Raw genomic sequence first — 15,454 nt, forward strand, 5'->3', positions numbered from 1 at the left:
GGTTGAAATAAAAAAAGGCGGCTTTATCGGCCGCCTTTTTATTGTGTGATTAATTCACACTATGGTTATTTTACTTATTTTAGTGCTCTTGCAATTCTTACTGAATGTCATTTACGAAGCATGCCTTCGATAAAATCTTTCCAGTTCCCCAGTTCACGTTCAATCATAACAACCTCTCTTATTATTATGCGCATTCTACAAAAACGTACCATCATTGTGAAGACTATTTAACCAATTGCTGTGATTGTACCCCACGTCCCGCGGGGATTTATGATAAATATGAACGGAGAGACCTCAATTTTTTGTGACGGCCAGCAATATTTTGAAATAACCCTACGGACGGGTGAGTTTTATTTTATTGGCTGACTTTATTGGGTTTTTAAAGTTTATGGACATCTATGCTTAAATGATGAAAGAATATTCAGCGTACAGTTGTGAGTCGAATTAAGAAGACACATTAATCCAGACGATTCCTGAATGTGTTATATTCCACTTAAGGATATATCTTCGAATTTACTGAACATTTAATTATCAGAACATCAAAAGGATTCACCATGGTTGTGATGTACGGCATTAAAAATTGCGACACCATCAAAAAAGCCCGCCGCTGGCTGGAAGCAAACAGCGTGGAGTACCGCTTCCACGATTACCGTGCCGATGGGCTCGATGCAGAATTTCTGCATAGCGCTATTCGCGAACTGGGCTGGGAAGCCCTGCTGAACACCCGCGGTACCACCTGGCGTAAACTGGACGACTCTCTGCGCGCCAGCATCAACGATGCCGACAGCGCGGCAAAACTGATGCTCGAGATGCCGGCAATTATCAAACGCCCATTGCTCTGCGCGCCAGGGCAGCCTATGCTGCTGGGTTTCAGTGAAACCCTTTATTCCGACTTTTTTCGTTGAGGTGTAGTTTATGTCATGCCCGGTCATTGAGCTGACTCAGCAGCTTATTCGCCGTCCTTCCCTTAGCCCGGACGACGCAGGTTGTCAGGCTCTTATGATTGAACGCCTGCGTGCCATCGGTTTTACCGTTGAACACATGGATTTTGGCGATACCCAGAACTTCTGGGCGTGGCGCGGCCAGGGCGAAACGCTGGCCTTTGCCGGGCATACTGACGTCGTTCCTGCAGGTGATGCGGATCGCTGGATTAACCCGCCGTTTGAGCCGACCATTCGCGATGGCATGCTGTTTGGTCGCGGCGCGGCAGACATGAAAGGCTCTCTGGCGGCGATGGTCGTGGCGGCAGAACGCTTTGTGGCGCAGCATCCGAACCACAAAAACCGTCTCGCGTTTTTGGTCACCTCCGACGAAGAAGCCAGCGCGCACAACGGTACCGTGAAGGTCGTTGAAGCGCTGATGGCGCGCAACGAGCGTCTCGACTACTGCCTGGTCGGTGAGCCGTCCAGCACCGAAGTGGTGGGTGATGTCGTCAAAAACGGGCGCCGTGGCTCGCTGACCTGTAACCTGACCATTCACGGCGTTCAGGGGCACGTCGCGTATCCGCATCTGGCCGATAACCCGGTACATCGCGCTGCGCCGATGCTGAACGAGCTGGTGGGCATCGAGTGGGATAAAGGCAACGAATTCTTCCCACCAACCAGCATGCAGATTGCGAACGTCAAGGCCGGGACCGGCAGCAACAACGTGATCCCGGGTGATTACTTCGTCCAGTTTAACTTCCGCTTCAGCACCGAACTAACCGATGAGATGATCAAGGCGCGCGTTATCGCCCTGCTGGAAAAATATCAGCTGCGCTACACCGTGGAGTGGTGGCTTTCCGGCCAGCCGTTCCTGACGCAGCGCGGTAAGCTGGTGGATGCGGTGGTGAACGCCATCGAGCACTATAATGAAATTAAGCCACAGCTGCTGACAACGGGTGGCACTTCAGACGGACGCTTTATCGCCCGTATGGGCGCCCAGGTTGTCGAACTGGGGCCAGTAAACGCAACCATTCATAAAATAAATGAGTGTGTCAATGCGGCAGATTTGCAACTGCTGGCCCGTATGTATCAACGTATTATGGAGCAAATCGTCGCCTGACGAACGCTCTGAGAGGAATAGCGAATGGATTGGCTTTCAAAGTACTGGTGGATTCTGGTGTTGGTTTTTTTGGTTGGCGTATTGCTTAACGTGATTAAAGACCTTAAGCGCGTTGACCATAAAAAATTTCTCGCCAACAAACCGGATCTTCCCCCGCACCGTGATTTCAACGACAAGTGGGACGATGACGACGACTGGCCGAAGAAAGACCAGAAGAAGTAATCGGTCTGTATCCCCTCTCCTGTGGAGAGGGGATAACCTCACATAAACTCAACAATATCATCATTATCCGGCTTACCGCCGCTGAGCGCTTCATCAAAGTAGTGCTTCGGTACGGTATAGCGCAAACGATCGAGCGCGAACTGCATGCTGCGGTCGTCTATGGCGTGGCCCAGATCGTCAACGATATCCAGCGTCACATCCCCACCTTCGCGAATCAACGCTTCCTGGGCAGCAACCGCATGCGAGAGCTCGATCACCCGGTCTTCACCGCCGTGGATTAAGTGGATCGTGGTCTGCGTGGTTGCGCTTGTCGGTAACGTCGCAAAACGGCCGTTAAACGCGATTACCCGTGAAACCAGACCCGGCTGCGCTTTAACGCTTTCCAGCGACATGATTGACCCCTGTGAGAAGCCAATCAACGCGGTCGCGTCGGCACCCACGCCGCTCTGCTGTTGCCAGTAGCGGACGATATCGATAAAGGTGGGCATGATGGCATCGATGCGCGCCTGACGGTTCTCTTCCGTCACGCCCTGAACCGAGAACCACTGGCGTCCGTTCGGACCGCATGGCTCAACGCCACCGATGCTGACAATCAGCGCGTCGGGGAAAACGGGCGCAAACCAGCTGCCAATCTGACCCATATTGACGGCATTATCGCCAACACCATGAAACAGAAGCAGTAACTGTTTAGCCGGTTTGTCAGGGCTTTGAACAACAAAATGGTCGTGTTTCATGGTGGTCTCCTTAATAGATGACCTGGATTCTACGCCTCCCGGCGGGAATGACCATGCCACTTTACTGAAGAAGTCATTGAAAAAATTGCCATTGCAAAATGGCTTCCTTCAACCGCTGGCAGCGCGGATAATCAAGGCTTTCAAGCGCTTGCGCGGTTTCACTGCGCAGCTTTGCCAGCAACGCTTTTCGCCCGACCTCATCCGCTTTCCCTGCCATTTTCCCCCGCAGGGCCGGAAGCGGCATATCAATGGTGAGCAACAACCGCGTCAGCGCGGCAACCGAGGTTGAAAACGCTCGATGGGCAAACGCAAACCCCGCCAGCTCCAGCCAGTCGTCACTATTAAGGGTAGCTTCCCAGCCGTCTTCCACCGGGATCTTTTCACCGTTCCGGGCCGACAGGACGCGCATATCCCGGCACAAACGCTGATGTTCCTGCGCGCACAGCTGACGCCCGGCGTCGCTCAGCGGCAGCAGCGCCATCGCCGTGTAGCAGCCGCTGCTGGCTTCCCGATGGCTCCCCATCCGCACCAGCACAAACCCACATTGATGCCAGAAATGCCACAGCTCGTCGGTATAACCAAAACTCACCGACAGATAGTCTTCCCCGCTGGCGCTACGGATAAGACTTCGCCCGATGCCTTCCCGCTGGCGCAGGGGGTGAACCGCAATGCGGCTAACCCGTCGCCCTTTCAGCGTCGCCGCGAGTGGCGATCCGCCGTGCGCCGCCAGCGACTGCGCCACGAGATTCCCGCGTGGACGCCGGTATCCCGCCCACACGGCGCGGCTAAGCTCAGGGGACAACCCGCCCTCTTCCACCAGCCAGAGCGCGCCGGCAATCTCTGCCTCCGTTCCGGCAACAGCAAAGTGCTGGCCGGGCGCGTCCATCATCCGGCGTAAATCGAGCGGTGAAGTACGGTAGTGTGCAGCACACAGCAGTTCATAAACGCTTGCCACGCGTGTCGGGTCACTCTCCCACATCCGCGGCGCCAGCGGCGTTATACGCACGTCGCCTTCCGGTTTGCGATCGATAAGCGCATCATCAAATAACAGTGCATTCGCCACGAATCGCTCAAGCGGGCATCCGGCAGCCCAGCGAATGGGGGTCGATAAGGCATAATGCCGCAATCCACTGAAACGAGCGCAGAACTTCAGCAGGAATCCCCTGCCCGTCCCCTCATAGCCCTGGACCGTGGTGGTTAACACTACGCGCGGAAAACGCGTCACCAGCTTCTCCAGCAGCGGACCAGGGATCGCAGCCGCTTCATCGACAATCAGCCAGTCAGCCTGATGTGAAGAGGCCAGCAGCGCGTCCGGAGCCATAAAGTGGAAATGCTCGCCCGCAAAGCGCGCAATGATATCCGTTGCCCCTTTAGCCGGTGCAGTGACCACCGCACTCCCCTGAATGCGACTGAGCAGCATCCCCGCCAGCGCTGACTTTCCGCGTCCGCGCGGTGCCGTTACGGCTGCAATGCCCGCAGGCATGGTCAGAAGCACGTCGAGGATCTCCGCCTGCTCGCGCTGCGGTGCGCCGCTGGCAGGCTGCCAGGCGGGTAAATCCGGCGCAACGGGAACGGACAAGGGACGATGCTGATGCCAGACAATCGCATCCGAATCGGCGGCAAGCGTCCGGCAGAAGTGGTGCACAAAGTGTGGAGTGGCGATCGGCTCCGCGCTGTCGCTCCAGCGCAACGAATCGCTGTCAGGCCTGTCGGCCCAGTCAGCAAGCGGCGGAACCCGCAGCACCAGAAGGCTTCCGGCGCTCAGCGTTCCACTAAGGGCGGCAAACGCGGCGACATCAAACCCGGTGCTGGCGTCAAAAACGGCATGCCGGAACTCGCGTCCCAGCAGGCCGCTGATGGCTTTTGAAGGATGTTCGTCAAGCCTAACCCAGTCTCCGGGCAAGGCGTCACGCAGGGCAACCGCCTGGCTTAACGTCCACTGCGCCTCACCGCTGAGCACCACCAGCCGACGATGGCCGGTGCGCTCAAGCTCGCGTATCAGCTGATCAAACGCCAGCATTACATCGCTTTGCCGAAGGTATTACACTGCGCCGGGTCGCCGCTGTCGAAACCGCGTTTAAACCAGCTGTAGCGCTGCTGAGAGGTACCGTGAGTGAAGCTGTCCGGTACGACGCGCCCCTGGCTCTGCTGCTGAAGACGGTCGTCACCGATCGCCTGAGCGGCATTCAGCGCCTCCTCAAGATCGCCGGATTCCAGCACGCCCTGCTGCTGCATGCTGTGACCCCAGACGCCCGCGAAGCAGTCCGCCTGCAGCTCCATTTTGACGGACAGGCGGTTCACTTCTGCCTGAGACGCATTTTGCTGCAGCTGGCGTACTTTTGGCTCAATCCCCAGCAGCTTTTGCACGTGATGGCCAACCTCATGCGCGATCACGTAGCCCTGGGCAAAATCACCGTCGGCACCAAGCTTGCGTTTCATGTCATCGTAAAAAGAGAGATCGATATAGACGGTACCGTCTGCCGGGCAGTAGAACGGCCCCATCACGGACTGTCCGGTGCCGCATCCGGTGCGGGTTGCCCCCCGGTACATCACCAGCTTCGGCTGCTGGTAGGTACGCCCCATTTTCTCAAACAGCTGACTCCAGGTGTCTTCTGTTGTGGCGAGAATAACGGAGGTAAATTTGGCCGCTTCATCTTCATTCGGGCTGATGGAGCGCTGAGAATGCTGCTGCTGTTGCAGCGGCTGACCGGTCATCAACCCGGTGAGGTCAACGCCGTAGTAACCCGCGACTAACACCACAATCAGCAGGATGATGCCGCCCTTGCCGCTGGGTAACCGGAAGCCGGGCCCCCCCATGGAAGGACCGCCGCCACCATCACTGCGTCTGTCTTCTACATTGTCACTTTCACGACGCCCTTGCCAGCGCATAACCACCTCGAACTATTCCATTTATAATAGCTATGATCGTAGGCGGTTAACGGCAAGATTACCATAGGAAACAAAGGTAAGACGCCAAAGGATGCGAACATCCTTTGGCAGGTGAGGGAGTTAGTCGAGCTTAACGCCTAAACGGTGAGCAACCGCTTCGTACGCTTCAATCAGGCCACCCAGGCTCTGACGGAAACGGTCTTTGTCCATTTTATCCAGGGTTTCTTTGTCCCACAGGCGGCTACCGTCTGGTGAGAACTCATCGCCCAGCACCACTTCGCCTTTGAACAGACCAAACTCCAGCTTGAAGTCGACGAGGATCAGGCCCGCATCATCAAACAGTTTTTTCAGCACGTCGTTGGCTTTATAGGTCAGTTCCTGCATACGCGCCAGGTTCTCTTTGCTCACCCAGCCGAAGGTTTCGCAGTAGGATTCGTTGACCATCGGGTCGTGCATGGCGTCGTTTTTCAGGAACAGGTCGAACAGCGGTGGGTTCAGTTCGATACCTTCTTCAATGCCGAGACGCTTCACCAGGGAGCCCGCCGCACGGTTACGAATAACGCACTCAACCGGAACCATATCCAGTTTTTTCACCAGACATTCCGTATCGGACAGCAACGCTTCCATCTGGGTCGGGATACCCGCTTCGGCCAGTTTGGTCATAATGAAGTGGTTGAACTTGTTGTTCACCATGCCTTTACGATCGAACTGCTCAATGCGTGCGCCATCCCCTGCTGACGTATCATTGCGGAACTCGAGCACCAACAGATCCGGGTTTTCCGTGCTGTATACGGTCTTCGCTTTGCCACGATACAACTCAGCTTGCTTCTGCATCTTCATTACTCCTGGTGTGATGATTTGTGTTCAAAACTGGGCATATTATGCCACGCACACGTTTGCGTGGCACGAAAATAAAAAGGGCTGGATTCACCAGCCCTCGTATTTATTTGCTGAATGCTGCCTGGAAGACAGCGACCAGCGCATCGTTCTGCGACTGGGTCAGCGTGTGACCTTTCGGATCGATAAACTGCAGGCTACTGCGGTTATCAAGGTCACCGACCTGAATTTTGTAGTCACCGGAGGCAAGCTGAGGATCTTTCGCGCCCAGTTCCTGCCATGCGCTGTCGGAGAGCGGCTTATAGGTTGCCGTCATGCTACCGGTTGAGCGCGTGCTGTCGGTCACTTTCATGCCCACTTTTTCCAGCGTCGCTGGCAAACGCTGCCAGGTCTGGTTAAACGGTGCACGAACCACCAGCATTGGCAGGCCGGTATCATCCGCACCGCTTTGCACATCGAAGGTCACACCGTTGCGGCTCTGCGCGGCATTGGCGGCATCGGTCGCGGTTTTATCCAGACCCGCGGCAATCACGTTCAGCATTTCGGTGCTGTAACGCTGCAGGGACGCGGCATCCGCAACCGGTTTACCCGCCTGCTCCAGGTTCAACAGCTTAACGTTAACCGCCTGCTGGTAACCCTGTGGTTTTACGGAGACTTGATAACGACCGCGGTACTGCTGGTCTTCATCCAGACGGTTCCACTCGATCCAGTCGGTGGTTAACGTCTGGCTGGCGTCATCGCGTTTATCGATGGTGTAGTTCTTCGACTGAATAACGCTGACAACCTGCGGCCACAGCGTGCTACCGCGCGCGCTCTCAACCATCAGAGACGCCGTATCACCGGTGAACTGGGTACGCGCCCCGTTAACCAGCGCCAGAGGCTGTGCTGGCGGACGAATATCAAGCGCTTTACCGACCTGGCCGCTGCCGTTGGTCACGGGAATATTATAATCGCCGTTCTGAATCGGCAGGATCATACCAGCCGGTGCGTGAAGTTCAGCAAGCGGGGTCGCATCCAGATAGGATTCATCACCGCTCACCTGGCGCTTGTAGCGCGAGTCTGAACTACAGGCAGCGAGCAGCATAACAAGCGAAACACTCGCAACCTTCGCCAGGCGCGACTTCTGTACTGAATAAGCCATCAAATCTCCCTAAACTCTACAGCAAACCGGCATGCTTCAGCGCCGCCCTGACGATGTCACGACCGTGGTCGGTAATCGGTGTCATTGGCAGACGCAGCGTATCGGTTGCTACAAGCCCCAACTCCTTACATGCCCATTTCACTGGGATCGGATTGGGTTCGACAAATAATTTATTGTGCAGCGGCATCAGACGCTGATTAATGACACGGGCTTCATCAAAGTGACCGGCTGCGGCCAGTTTGCACATTTCAGCCATATCGCGCGCCGCAACGTTTGCCGTTACGGAAATCACGCCATGGCCACCGAGCTGCATAAAGTCCAGCGCGGTCGCATCATCACCACTCAACAGGATAAAGTCGTCTGAAACCAGCTCTTTGATCTGATGAACGCGGCTTAAGTTCCCTGTCGCCTCTTTAATACCGATAATATTTTTTACTTCCGAGAGACGACCAACGGTTTCCGGCAGCATATCGCAACCGGTACGGGACGGCACATTATACAGAATTTGTGGCAAGTCAGTATGTTCAGCGATGGCTTTGAAGTGCTGGAACAAACCTTCCTGAGTAGGACGGTTGTAATAAGGGGTCACCGTCAGACAGCCAACGATGCCGCTGTCGTTAAAACGTTTGGTCAGGCTGATAGCTTCTGCGGTTGCATTAGCCCCTGTCCCCGCGATGACCGGAATACGTCCGTCAGCCAGTTCCAGGGTCAGCATCACTACATCGCCGTGCTCGTCGTGGCTCAGCGTTGCGGATTCACCGGTAGTCCCTACCGAAACGATCGCCGAGGTTCCATTGGCGACATGGTAATCAATGAGCTTCTTCATGCTTGACCGGCAGACATTACCTTTTTCATCCATCGGTGTAACAAGCGCGACAATACTTCCCGTGAACATGAGCCATCCTCTGTGCGAACAAGAGCCTCAATGTTACGTTTGGAACTGTAATAAAAGCAAGCGACCTGAGGCTCTCAGGCGGTTGTATGCATGTTTTTTTTATGCTTTCCTTAGGAAGACTTAACCATGCAAAGGAAGAACAGGTTTGACAACCTCATCACAACATTACCTGGTTATCACTGCGCTGGGTGCCGACAGGCCGGGTATCGTGAACACCATCACCCGCCACGTAAGCAGCTGCGGCTGTAATATCGAAGACAGCCGTCTGGCCATGCTTGGCGAAGAGTTCACATTTATTATGTTGCTTTCCGGGACATGGAACGCCATTACGTTGATTGAATCGACCCTGCCGCTGAAGGGTGCCGAGCTGGATTTGCTGATTGTCATGAAGCGCACCACGGCGCGACCGCGTCCGGCTATGCCTTCTACCGTCTGGGTGCAGGTTGAAGTGCCTGATTCTCCCCATCTGATAGAGCGCTTCACCGCGCTTTTTGACAGCCATCAGATGAACATTGCCGAGCTCGTTTCCCGCACACAGCCGGGCGACGCAAGCACAGTTCCCACGCTCTTTATTCAAATTACCGCGCACAGTCCTGCATCACAGGATGCGTCAAATATCGAGCAAGCGTTCAAAGCCCTCTGTACAGAATTAAACGCGCAGGGCAGTATAAGCGTCGTCAATTATTCGCAGCACGAACAGGATGGAGTTGAGTAATGAACCCACTGAAAGCCGGTGACATCGCACCGAAATTTAGCTTACCGGATCAAGACGGCGAGCAAGTAAATTTGACCGACTTCCAGGGACAGCGTGTTCTGGTCTATTTCTACCCGAAAGCCATGACCCCCGGCTGCACCGTACAGGCCTGCGGCTTACGCGACAACATGGACGAGTTGAAAAAAGTCGGCGTGGAAGTGCTGGGTATCAGCACGGATAAACCAGAAAAGCTGTCACGATTTGCTGAAAAAGAGCTGCTGAACTTCACGCTGCTTTCTGATGAAGACCATCAGGTGTGCGAGCAGTTCGGCGTCTGGGGCGAGAAGACGTTTATGGGTAAAACCTACGACGGTATTCACCGCATCAGCTTCCTGATTGACGCTGACGGAAAAGTTGAACACGTCTTTGACGACTTCAAAACCAGCAACCACCACGACGTGGTGTTGAACTGGCTGAAAGAAAGTGCCTGATAAACAGCAAAACGGCAACCCAGGTTGCCGTTTTTCGTGTTTTCCCCCTCTCCCCGTGGGAGAGAGTCTGGGTGAGGGCATCAGGCCGCTCAAAACTATTTCTCCTCCACCGCCGGCACATCCGGCCACGCGTGGACCACGGCTTTAATCAGCGTTGCCAAGGGAATCGCAAAGAACACGCCCCAGAATCCCCACAGCCCGCCGAAAATCACCACCGATAAGATAATCACCAGCGGATGCAGGTTCACCGCTTCGGAGAACAACACCGGTACCAGCAGGTTACCGTCCAGGCCCTGAATAATCAGGTACACCGCGAAGCAGCTCCAGAACTCAGTCCCCAGCCCAAACTGGAACAGCGCGACCCCAACCACCGGAATGGTCACCACAAACGCGCCGATATACGGAATCAGGACAGACAGCCCCACCAGCACCGCCAGCAGCAGCGAGTAGTTCAGGCCGAAAATCAGAAAGCCAATCCAGGTGGCGACCCCTACGACAATCATCTCCAGCACCTTGCCGCGAATGTAGTTGGTGATCTGCTGGTTCATCTCTTCCCAGACCTGCCCCGCCAGCCCGCGGTTGCGCGGTAAAATACGGCGTACGGCGTTGAGCATCTGGTCTTTATCTTTCACCAGGAAGAAGACCATCAGCGGCACGAGCACAAGGTAAACCGCCAGCGTCAGCAGTCCGACCAGCGAAGCCAGAGAGTATTTCACCACCGAATCGCCCATCGTCATGATGCGGGCGCGCATATTTTCCGCCATCGCGTCGATAATCCCGGCATCCATCAGGGCCGGGTAACGGCGCGGCAGCGTGGCGGCAAAATCAGAAAGCTTGTTGAGCATGCCGGGCATATCGCGAATAAGATAGATCCCTTGCTGCCAGGCAACTGGCATCACCACAAAGGCCATTAACAGCAGGATGCCGACAAACAGCACCAGCACGATGCTGGTTGCCCAGCGACGGGAACAGCCGATGTGCTCCAGGCGCGCCGTTGGCCACTCCAGCAGGTACGCCAGCACAATCGCCACCAGCAGGGGCGCGAGCAGGCCGCTGAAGAAGAACAGAATACCGAACCCGGCAACCAGAATAACCAACAAAGCAATGGCTTCCGGGTCGCTGAACCGACGCCGGTACCACTGCATTAACATTTCGAGCATACAACCCTTCCCTGAATCGAATGGCGGGAGTGAGACGATGGATTGTATCTAACTGTCACAAAAAAGACTTTCGCTTTTTGTATCCCGATCACAATCCGCAAAAGCCTGATGAATGGGATTTTCTTCATGCTACAACACGGCTACACTCCCAGAGCAGCAGAGATGAACGATATACCGGTTCATCGGTCAAATTAGCACATCCAACATACAGGACAGTGGTTATGTTCAGGCAGTTGAGAAAAACACTGGTTGCGACACTGATTGCCGCGGTGACGGTCGGTCAGGTGTTGCCCGCTTTTGCTGACTCGTCCGATACATTGCCGGACATGGGCACCACAGCAGGAAGCACGCTCTCTATTGGGCAAGAGATGCAAATGGGGGATTACTATGTTCGCCAGCTGCGCGGCAGCGCCCCGCTGATTAACGACCCTTTGCTGGTACAGTACATTAACGGGCTGGGGATGCGTCTGGTTTCGCACGCCGACTCGGTAAAAACCCCCTTCCATTTCTATTTAATCAATAACGACGAAATCAACGCCTTCGCCTTCTTTGGCGGTAACGTGGTGCTGCATTCGGCGTTATTCCGTTACTCTGACAACGAAAGCCAGCTGGCCTCGGTAATGGCGCACGAAATTTCGCACGTCACCCAGCGCCATCTGGCGCGTGCGATGGAAGACCAGAAACGTAACGCCCCCCTCACCTGGGTGGGCGCACTGGGCTCTATTCTGCTGGCGATGGCCAGCCCGCAGGCCGGGATGGCGGCCCTGACCGGTACGCTGGCGGGAACGCGTCAGGGGATGATCAGCTTCACCCAGCAGAACGAGCAGGAAGCGGACCGCATCGGGATTCAGGTGCTGCAGCGTTCGGGCTTTGACCCGCAGGCCATGCCGAGCTTCCTCGAAAAACTGCTCGATCAGGCGCGTTATTCTTCCCGTCCGCCGGAAATTCTTTTGACCCACCCGTTGCCGGAAAGCCGTCTGTCGGACGCGCGTAACCGTGCCAACCAGATGCGCCCGGTCGTGGTCCAGTCTTCACAGGATTTCTACATGGCGAAGGTGAGAACGCTGGGGATGTACAATTCCGGGCGTAACCAGCTCACCAGCGACCTGCTGGATACCCTGGCGAAAGGCAACGTGCGCGAGAAGAACGCCGCGCAGTATGGTCAGGCGCTCCAGGCGATGGAAGCAAGCAAATACGACGAGGCGCGTAAGGCGCTGCAGCCGCTTCTGGCAGCCGAGCCGAACAATCCGTGGTACCTCGATCTGTCGACGGATATCGATCTGGGGCAGAAGAAGCCTGCCGATGCGATTAACCGCCTGAAAGGGGCGAAAGATGTCCGTACCAACCCGGTGCTGCAGCTTAACCTGGCGAACGCTTACTTGCAGGGCGGCCAGCCCGGCGAGGCGGCGACCATCCTCAACCGCTACACCTTTAATAATAAAGACGATCAAAACGGCTGGGATCTGCTCGCTCAGGCGGAAGCCCAGCTCGGCAACCGCGATCAGGAGCTGGCGGCGCGTGCCGAAGGTTTTGCTCTGGTAGGCCGCCTCGATCAGGCGATTTCCGCGCTCAGCAGCGCCAGCTCGCAGGTCAAACTCGGCAGCCTCCAGCAGGCTCGCTACGACGCGCGTATCGATCAGCTACGCGGTCTGCAGCAGCGCTTTAAGCCGTACGAGAAGATGTAATAAAGGAGAATTCACGTCATGACAGACGCCGTAAAAATCTATCATAACCCTCGCTGCTCCAAGAGCCGCGATACCCTGAGCCTGTTAAAGTCTAACGGCGTGGAGCCGGAGGTGGTGCTGTACCTTGACACCCCACCTGACGCGCAGACCCTCCGCCAGCTACTGCACATGCTAGGAATGGGCAGTGCAAGAGAACTGATGCGCCAGAAAGAAGATCTGTATAAGTCGCTTAACCTGGATGACAACCGTCTCACCGAGGCTGAGCTGGTCCAGGCGATGGTTGAAAATCCAAAGCTGATTGAGCGCCCGATTGTGGTGGCGAACGGCCAGGCGCGCATTGGACGTCCGCCGGAAGACGTGCTCGAGATCCTCTAGTCCTTATGCCGCAGCGCTTCCAAGAAGGCCTGCGGCGTACTCTCTCCCAACTTTTTCTGGGCTTTCTCCCGGTTGTAAAATTCGCACAGCTGGATCAACAGCTCGCCTGCCGGTTCACTGTTCAGACGTGGAATGATGTCGCATAGCGGCAGAGCAACCGGAACGGCGGGGTATTGCTGTGGATGCACTGTCACGGCGGTATTGCGTTTCTCAAGCTTCACCTCGAAACCAAAAGTCTCAATAGATTGAATATCAGCCGGACAGGCTTCCAGCACGTCGTTCACCCAGTGGACCAGCAGCTGTGGAGAAATGCCCGCGTACAGCCGGGCGGAGCACCAGCCGCTCACGGGTTCACGCGCCCAGAGCAGATGCTGTTCCCCGCCATCGTCCATATGCAGAGACAGAGGCTGATGATGTAACAGGAGTTTTTGCGGTACGATGCCTGCCTTCAGCGCCTTTTTCCCCTGCAACGTCGCGCCCTTCTGCTTTACCGAAGCCGGTTTAAGGTAGCGGTTCAGGGTCGCGCGGGATACGGCGATCCCGAGTCCGTTATTGACCATCTGCAGCAGTTCGTCCAGCGGGGCACCCGTGATATCCCGCAGGGCATTAACCAGCGCAACCTGCTCCTGTCTCAATGCTTTGTGTATCACTTTTGGCGTCGTGTGGTTATCCGAAACCTGGTCGCGGTTACGCCAGCGCCTGACTGTAGTGACCGAGATCCCCAGCTCAACGGCCAGCTCCCTGTCGCTTTTATCTGATTGCTGAAGATAGCGACGGATGCGCGGCGTCGTGGTGGCATTAGCATGCAGTTTAATTTCCATCGCAGGATCCTCAGAACCAATCTTGTGAGATTTATACTATATCAGCGATTGCTTTGTGACCGATTTCACCTTTCGCTCGCCACGCTTCACTGATAATCCTCAGACATAACACAAACAACACCCCTCAATCTTGTACGGAGTTCACAATGAACAATGTTCTGGGATTTCTTGAAGCAAAACTGATGCCGCTGGCGGCCAAAACGGCCCAGCAGCGGCATCTCGGGGCCATTCGCGGCGCCTACGTCTCCTTCATGCCGTTTATCATCGTCGGCTCTATTCTGCTGGTGATCTCGTCGTTCCCGAATCAAGCCTATCAACAGTTTATGTCTCAGGCCTTTGGTGAGAGCTGGAGCGCCATTATCGAAATCCCGTTCAACGCGGTGTTCTCCACCATGTCGCTGTTCATCAGCTTCCTGGTCGCCTTCCGCCTGGCGGAACACTATGGCGAGGATCGCATCTCCTGCGGCATCCTGGCGCTGGTCGCCTTTCTCATCCTGACGCCCTTTATCAAAGTGGCGGAGAACGGCGGTATTACCGTCATTCCGGTGGAATGGATTGGCAGCAAAGGGCTGTTCGTGGCGATGATTGGTTCCCTGCTCTGGACGGAGCTGTTCTGCTGGCTCAAGCGCAAAAAACTGGTGATCAAAATGCCGGACGGCGTGCCTCCGGCGGTGCAGGAGTCGTTCGCCGCGCTGATCCCGGCCCTGCTGGTGATGATTCTGGTTCTGGGTATCCGCATCGTGTTTGAAAACACCCACTACAACACCATCCACCAGTTTATTTACGAAGTGGTCGCCACGCCGGTGCGCCACTACGGCACCTCTTACTTTGGCGCGCTGATGACGGTGTTCAGCATCACCATTCTGTGGTCAGTGGGCATTAACTCCGGCTCGATGATCAACGGCATCATTCGACCGCTGTGGATGGAGAATCAGACCGACAACATCGCCGCGATTCAGGCAGGCACGACGCCGCCGCACATTATCACCGAACAGTTTTTTGACATGATCTGGATGGGCGGCGCGGGGGCCACGCTGTCGCTGGTGATTGCAATGCTGATTTTCGCCCGCAGCAAAAACATGCGTGAAGTGGCGCGCCTCGGCGCCGGGGCATCGGTGTTTAACATCAACGAACCGATCCTGTTTGGCCTGCCGGTGATCATGAACCCGATCATGCTTATCCCGTTCAACCTGGTGCCGCTGGTGCTGGTCACCGTGCAGTATGCGGCGATGAAGATTGGCGCGGTTGCCGTCACCACCGGGGTGTTTATTCCCTGGACGCTGCCGCCGGTCATCAGCGGTTTTATCGTCACCGGGCACCTGAGCGGCAGCGTGATGCAGCTTATCAACCTGCTGATTGGCGCCATGCTGTATCTGCCTTTTATGCGTATCGTGGACAAACAGTACCGCGCGGCGGAAATGGCCACCGTTACGCAAACCGACACCACCCTTGCAAAACAGGAGTAAC

At 55.7% G+C, this 15,454-nt stretch carries 17 protein-coding genes; 8 read left to right on the forward strand and 9 right to left on the reverse strand.

The window, feature by feature from the left end; genetic code table 11:
• Positions 1–107: 107 nt before the first annotated feature.
• Complete coding sequence (gene ypfM / locus AC0TNG_RS10300; RefSeq protein ID WP_015572204.1) at positions 108–167, reverse strand: protein YpfM; 60 nt, start codon at positions 165–167, stop codon at positions 108–110.
• A 387-nt stretch (positions 168–554) separates the two neighbouring features.
• On the opposite strand from ypfM, the gene AC0TNG_RS10305 reads away from it, so the two are divergent.
• The 3 genes from AC0TNG_RS10305 to AC0TNG_RS10315 are packed head-to-tail and all read left to right on the forward strand — an operon-like array spanning position 555 to position 2,265.
• Positions 555–905: an ArsC family reductase gene (locus AC0TNG_RS10305; RefSeq protein ID WP_032646769.1), complete on the forward strand. Its 351-nt coding sequence runs from the start codon at positions 555–557 to the stop codon at positions 903–905.
• Positions 906–915: 10 nt separating this feature from the next.
• Positions 916–2,043: a succinyl-diaminopimelate desuccinylase gene (gene dapE, locus AC0TNG_RS10310; protein WP_370883406.1), complete on the forward strand. Its 1,128-nt coding sequence runs from the start codon at positions 916–918 to the stop codon at positions 2,041–2,043.
• Between the two features lie 24 nt (positions 2,044–2,067).
• A complete protein-coding gene (locus AC0TNG_RS10315; protein WP_014171111.1) occupies positions 2,068–2,265 on the forward strand; it encodes a YpfN family protein in 198 nt (65 codons plus the stop codon).
• A gap of 38 nt (positions 2,266–2,303) precedes the next feature.
• Here the strand turns inward: AC0TNG_RS10315 and ypfH are convergent, their stop codons facing one another.
• The 6 genes from ypfH to dapA all read right to left on the reverse strand — a co-directional run bounded on the left by ypfH (position 2,304) and on the right by dapA (position 8,761).
• Positions 2,304–2,999, reverse strand: coding sequence for an esterase (ypfH, locus tag AC0TNG_RS10320; protein WP_024907569.1), 696 nt, complete (start codon positions 2,997–2,999; stop codon positions 2,304–2,306).
• A 73-nt stretch (positions 3,000–3,072) separates the two neighbouring features.
• A complete protein-coding gene (locus AC0TNG_RS10325; RefSeq protein ID WP_473713454.1) occupies positions 3,073–5,019 on the reverse strand; it encodes a tRNA(Met) cytidine acetyltransferase TmcA in 1,947 nt (648 codons plus the stop codon).
• Positions 5,019–5,888: a KPN_02809 family neutral zinc metallopeptidase gene (gene ypfJ / locus AC0TNG_RS10330; RefSeq protein ID WP_023308754.1), complete on the reverse strand. Its 870-nt coding sequence runs from the start codon at positions 5,886–5,888 to the stop codon at positions 5,019–5,021. The genes AC0TNG_RS10325 and ypfJ overlap by 1 nt, the downstream gene beginning before the upstream one ends.
• A 120-nt stretch (positions 5,889–6,008) precedes the next feature.
• On the reverse strand, positions 6,009–6,722 hold the full coding sequence (gene purC / locus AC0TNG_RS10335) for a phosphoribosylaminoimidazolesuccinocarboxamide synthase (protein ID WP_023332985.1): 714 nt from the start codon (positions 6,720–6,722) through the stop codon (positions 6,009–6,011).
• A gap of 109 nt (positions 6,723–6,831) precedes the next feature.
• Positions 6,832–7,866 (reverse strand): outer membrane protein assembly factor BamC, encoded by a 1,035-nt coding sequence (bamC, locus tag AC0TNG_RS10340; RefSeq protein WP_024907567.1) that lies wholly within the window; start codon positions 7,864–7,866, stop codon positions 6,832–6,834.
• A gap of 16 nt (positions 7,867–7,882) precedes the next feature.
• A complete protein-coding gene (dapA, locus tag AC0TNG_RS10345; RefSeq protein ID WP_008501633.1) occupies positions 7,883–8,761 on the reverse strand; it encodes a 4-hydroxy-tetrahydrodipicolinate synthase in 879 nt (292 codons plus the stop codon).
• Positions 8,762–8,906: 145 nt separating this feature from the next.
• On the opposite strand from dapA, the gene AC0TNG_RS10350 reads away from it, so the two are divergent.
• Together AC0TNG_RS10350 and bcp are read left to right on the forward strand one after the other, a co-directional pair.
• Positions 8,907–9,476: a glycine cleavage system transcriptional repressor gene (locus AC0TNG_RS10350; protein ID WP_023325845.1), complete on the forward strand. Its 570-nt coding sequence runs from the start codon at positions 8,907–8,909 to the stop codon at positions 9,474–9,476.
• Positions 9,476–9,946: a thioredoxin-dependent thiol peroxidase gene (gene bcp / locus AC0TNG_RS10355; RefSeq protein WP_008501635.1), complete on the forward strand. Its 471-nt coding sequence runs from the start codon at positions 9,476–9,478 to the stop codon at positions 9,944–9,946. The genes AC0TNG_RS10350 and bcp overlap by 1 nt, the downstream gene beginning before the upstream one ends.
• A gap of 95 nt (positions 9,947–10,041) precedes the next feature.
• Here bcp and AC0TNG_RS10360 read toward each other — a convergent pair whose 3' ends face one another.
• On the reverse strand, positions 10,042–11,106 hold the full coding sequence (locus tag AC0TNG_RS10360; protein ID WP_024907566.1) for an AI-2E family transporter: 1,065 nt from the start codon (positions 11,104–11,106) through the stop codon (positions 10,042–10,044).
• A 221-nt stretch (positions 11,107–11,327) separates the two neighbouring features.
• Here AC0TNG_RS10360 and bepA point away from each other — a divergent pair, with 221 nt between their 5' ends.
• Both bepA and arsC read left to right on the forward strand, forming a co-directional pair.
• Positions 11,328–12,791, forward strand: a complete 1,464-nt coding sequence (bepA, locus tag AC0TNG_RS10365; RefSeq protein ID WP_024907565.1) for a beta-barrel assembly-enhancing protease — start codon at positions 11,328–11,330, stop codon at positions 12,789–12,791.
• 18 nt (positions 12,792–12,809) lie between these two features.
• Entirely contained in the window at positions 12,810–13,166 is a 357-nt protein-coding gene (arsC, locus tag AC0TNG_RS10370) for an arsenate reductase (glutaredoxin) (protein ID WP_024907564.1), read from the forward strand.
• Here arsC and AC0TNG_RS10375 read toward each other — a convergent pair.
• The gene (locus AC0TNG_RS10375) at positions 13,163–13,987 is read right to left on the reverse strand and encodes a transposase family protein (protein WP_473713456.1); all 825 of its coding nucleotides are present in this window, start codon (positions 13,985–13,987) and stop codon (positions 13,163–13,165) included. The two genes, arsC and AC0TNG_RS10375, sit on opposite strands and share 4 nt — an antisense overlap.
• 146 nt (positions 13,988–14,133) lie before the next feature.
• Between AC0TNG_RS10375 and celB the strand changes: the two genes are divergently transcribed.
• Positions 14,134–15,453, forward strand: a complete 1,320-nt coding sequence (celB, locus tag AC0TNG_RS10380) for a PTS cellobiose transporter subunit IIC (protein WP_024907562.1) — start codon at positions 14,134–14,136, stop codon at positions 15,451–15,453.
• Position 15,454: the final 1 nt, after the last annotated feature.

Source organism: Enterobacter sp. PL_is514, from assembly GCF_055816715.1.